The sequence below is a fragment of the Sandarakinorhabdus rubra genome (assembly GCF_010994245.1).
Classification (GTDB): domain Bacteria; phylum Pseudomonadota; class Alphaproteobacteria; order Sphingomonadales; family Sphingomonadaceae; genus Sandarakinorhabdus; species Sandarakinorhabdus rubra.
Genome location: NZ_WMHO01000234.1, coordinates 1 through 3,824 on the forward strand (window position 1 = coordinate 1; position 3,824 = coordinate 3,824).

A 3,824-nucleotide genomic window follows, 5' to 3' on the forward strand; every position below is an offset into this window, starting at 1 on the left:
CTTTGGCTGGTGGGCGTGGCACGGGCGGATCCGCCGCGACGATCCACTGGCCAGCGCGGCGCAGCTGCTGGGCGTGCCGACCGACGCCCCGTCCGAAGCCGTGTGGCAGGCGTGGCGGCAGGCCATGACACGCGCCCACCCCGATGCCGGCGGCAGCGAGGCCGAGGCCAAGGCGCTGACCGCAGCACGCGACCTGTTGGTGGAAGCCGCCGAACGGCGCCGGGGAACCGGCACGGGTGACGACGCGTAATCGCAATCGTAACCTTTCAAGTGCATCACGCGGCGGGAATTCGATTGGGGACGAGGGCTCATGGCGCACGCATTTCACCCGACAGCGCTCCGGGAATATGACATTCGCGGCATCGTTGGCGACAGCCTGACCACCGATGACGCCATTGCCATCGGCCGCAGCTTTGGCAGCATCGTGCGGCGCGGCGGCGGCAAGCTGGTGATGCTGGGCCGTGACGGCCGCTCTTCTTCCCCATCCCTTGCCGCCGCCGTGGCGCAAGGCCTGATGGCCGCCGGCTGCGACGTGATCGACATCGGTCTGGGCCCGACGCCGATGCTCTATTTCAGCGTGTTCGAATGCGGCGCCGATGCCGGGCTGATGGTGACCGGCAGCCACAACCCGCCGAACTGGAACGGCTGCAAGATGATGCTGAAGGACCGGCCGTTCTTTGGTGCCGACATCCGCGCGCTGGGCGCGCTGGCCGCCGCCGGCGACTGGGAGAGCGGCAACGGCTCGGCCCGCACGCTGGCCATCATGGACCGCTATGTCGAGGCGCTGGCCAGCGGCTTCCGGGGCGGGACGTTCACCATCGCCTGGGACTGCGGCAACGGTGTCGCCGGCCCGGTGGTGGAGAAGCTCACCCGCATCCTGCCCGGCACCCATCATCTGCTGTTCACCGAGGTCGATGGCCGCTTTCCCAATCATCACCCCGACCCGACGGTGGAAGCCAACCTGGCTGACCTCAAGCGCACGGTGATCGACAAGGCCTGCGATTTCGGCGTTGCCTTCGATGGCGATGCCGATCGCATCGGCGCCGTCGATGGCCAGGGCCGGGTGGTGTGGGGGGACCAGCTGCTCTCGATCCTGGCCGAGCCGGTGCTGCGCGATCTGCCCGGCTCCCCGGTGATCGCCGACGTGAAGGCCAGCCAGGCGCTGTTCGACCGCATCGCCGAGCTGGGCGGCCAGCCCTTGATGTGGAAGACCGGTCACAGCCTGATCAAGGCCAAGATGAAGGAGGTCCAAGCGCCGATTGCCGGCGAGATGAGCGGCCATGTCTTCTTCGCCCATCGCTGGCACGGCGTGGATGATGGCATATTGGCCGCCGTCCGCCTCATCGAGGCGGTGGCGCTGCTCGGCGGCTCGCTCACCGCGCTGAAGGATGCCATGCCGGCCATGATCAATACGCCCGAGATGCGCTTCCAGTCGAGCGAGGACCGGAAGTTCGCCGTGGTGGCCGAGGTGCTCGCCCGGCTGAAGGCGGAGGGTGCCCGGGTGGATGAGACCGACGGCGCCCGGGTGATGCGCAGCGATGGCTGGTGGTTGCTGCGCGCCTCCAACACGCAGGACGTGCTGGTGGCCCGCGCCGAGGCCCGCGATGCCGACGCGCTGGCGCGCCTCGAGGCCGAACTGGCGGCACAGCTGGCGCTGTCGGGCGTGGCGGCCACGCCGGTTGGCCACTGACCGGCGCCAGCTTTCCCCAAAGCTTTCCAGCGCCGGCAATATCCCTTAACGCCCTAAACACATGGGCATCTGGGCCACTCTTGCCGGCACGGCCATCGGCCTTGTCATCGGCGGGCCGCTGGGCGCGCTGGCTGGTGCTGCAGCTGGCGGTGCGGTCGACGCTGTCCGCAACGCCCGCCCCGAACGCGTGCTGGAACGCCGCCGCGTGGCCTTCACCATCGCCGCCATCGCGCTGGCCGCCAAGATGGCGCGCGCCGATGGCGAGGCTACGGCGGCCGAGTTCGCCACCTTTCAGCGCCTGTTCCATGTCGAGCCCGGCGAGGCTGCCAACGCCCGCCGCTTCTATGATCTGGCGCAATCGAACATGGCCGGCTTCGAAGCCTATGCGCGGCAGGCCGCCAGCCTGCTGGGCCCGGGATCGCCGACGCTGGAGGACCTGCTCGACGCGCTTTGGCTGATTGCGGCGGTGGACGGGTTCACGCCGGCCGAGCTTGAGTATCTGGAACAGGTGGCATCGCTGCTCGGCTTCGATGCGGCCGCGCAGGCCCGCATCCGCCGCCGCCATCTGAGCCCGGCGGCCGACGATCCCTGGGCCATCCTGGGTGTGGACCCCGGCGCCGATGCTGCCACCATCAGGGCCGCCTATCATGCGCTGGTGAAACGCTATCACCCCGATCGCGCGCTGGCCGAAGGCGTGCCAGCCGAGTTCATCCGGACCGCCGAAACCCGCATGGCCGACATCAACACCGCCTATGACCGGCTGAGCGGGAGGCGGCCATGAAACCGCTGCACCTCTTCGCCATCCTCGCGATCGACGTGGTGTGGGGCTTCAACGTGGTTGCCGTGAAGGAAGGCGTGATGTCGGCCGGGCCGCTGACCGCCGTGCTGCTGCGCTATGTGGTGGCCACCATCGTCTGCCTGCCCTTCATCCGCTGGCTGCCGGGGCGGATGGGGCTGATCCTCTTGACCGGTTTCATCGCCGGTGCGCTGTTCATGTCGCTGGGTGGGCTCTCCTTCGCGCTGGCCGACAATGTCTCGGCGTTGGCCATCGTCGGCCAGCTGGGCGTGCCCTTCAGCCTGATCCTGGCCGTCATCTTCATGAAGGAGGAGATCCGCTGGCCGCGCATCACCGCCATCGCCATCTGTTTCCTGGGCGCGGTGGTGCTGGGCTTTGATCCTGCCATTGCCGATGAGCGCATCGGCATCCTGCTCACAGCGGCCGCCTCGCTGTGCTGGGCGGTGGGCAATCTGCTGTTCCGCCGCCTCGCCGGCGTGCCGGTGCTGGTGATCCACGGCTGGCTTGGCCTGGTTGCCATCCCCATCATGGCGGCGCTGGCCTGGCAGTTCGAGCCGGACAAGCTTGCTGCCGTCCCGCACCTGCCGTGGAGCACCTGGGGCTGGGTGGCCTACAGCGGCATCATGTCGTCGCTGGTCGGCCATGGCGGCATGACCTGGCTGTTCCAGCGCTACCCTGTGGCAGTGGTCTCGCCGCTCACCCTGCCGACGCCACTGATCTCGGTGACCGTCGCTGTCCTGGTGTACGACACGCCGATCACCGGCCAGATGCTGGTGGGCGGCCTCTTGACGCTGGTCGGGGTTGCCATCATCACCATCCGCACCGCGCAGCGCCGCGACCATGACATGCCGGTGGAGCCGACATGATCGAGCATCCAAGCCCCAATTTCGACGAGCGCCGGCTGCCGGTTCTGATGCTGGTAATGCACTACACCGGCATGCAGAGCGCGGCGGCCGCCATCGAGCGGCTGGCCGATCCGGCGGCCAAGGTTTCGGCCCACTATGTCGTGGCCGAAGATGGCACGGTGCTGCGCATGGTGGCCGAGGACAAGCGCGCCTGGCACGCCGGCAAGAGCTGGTGGCGTGGCGTCACGGATGTGAACAGCGCGTCGGTCGGCATCGAGATCGTCAATCCCGGCCACGAGTTCGGCTATGTCCCCTTCCCCGCCGAGCAGATGGCGGCGGTGGCGGCGCTGGCGGCCGACATCGTGGCGCGCCACCGCATCCCGCCGGCCAACGTGGTGGGCCACAGCGACATCGCGCCGACTCGCAAGGAAGACCCAGGCGAGCTGTTCGACTGGCCCATGCTGGCCGCGCGCGGGCTGGCGGCCGCGCCCAG

Annotated in this window: 4 protein-coding genes and 1 pseudogene; all 5 read left to right on the top strand. The window is 68.9% G+C overall.

Annotation, left to right across the window (positions count from 1 at the left end; translation table 11 throughout):
- Window positions 1-250: pseudogene (locus GJV64_RS12350) on the top strand (hypothetical protein); the annotation flags it as partial.
- Between the two features lie 60 nt (window positions 251-310).
- Window positions 311-1,690 carry a phosphoglucomutase/phosphomannomutase PgmG gene (gene pgmG / locus GJV64_RS12355; protein WP_164157542.1) on the top strand — a complete coding sequence of 460 codons (1,380 nt, stop codon included), beginning with the start codon at window positions 311-313 and terminating at the stop codon, window positions 1,688-1,690.
- 61 nt (window positions 1,691-1,751) lie between these two features.
- Window positions 1,752-2,471: a J domain-containing protein gene (locus tag GJV64_RS12360; RefSeq protein WP_164157544.1), complete on the top strand. Its 720-nt coding sequence runs from the start codon at window positions 1,752-1,754 to the stop codon at window positions 2,469-2,471.
- Window positions 2,468-3,352, top strand: coding sequence for a DMT family transporter (locus GJV64_RS12365; protein WP_164157546.1), 885 nt, complete (start codon window positions 2,468-2,470; stop codon window positions 3,350-3,352). Before GJV64_RS12360 ends, GJV64_RS12365 begins: the two co-directional genes overlap by 4 nt.
- Window positions 3,349-3,824: N-acetylmuramoyl-L-alanine amidase (locus tag GJV64_RS12370; RefSeq protein WP_164157548.1), on the top strand; the 476-nt coding region annotated here is incomplete at its 3' end. The genes GJV64_RS12365 and GJV64_RS12370, both read left to right, overlap by 4 nt.

Bases quoted from the DNA above. Each gene is read 5' to 3' on its own strand.
- pgmG (WP_164157542.1), top strand. From the start codon at position 311: ATGGCGCACGCATTTCACCCGACAGCGCTCCGGGAATATGACATTCGC.
- GJV64_RS12360 (WP_164157544.1), top strand. From the start codon at position 1,752: ATGGGCATCTGGGCCACTCTTGCCGGCACGGCCATCGGCCTTGTCATC.
- GJV64_RS12365 (WP_164157546.1), top strand. From the start codon at position 2,468: ATGAAACCGCTGCACCTCTTCGCCATCCTCGCGATCGACGTGGTGTGG.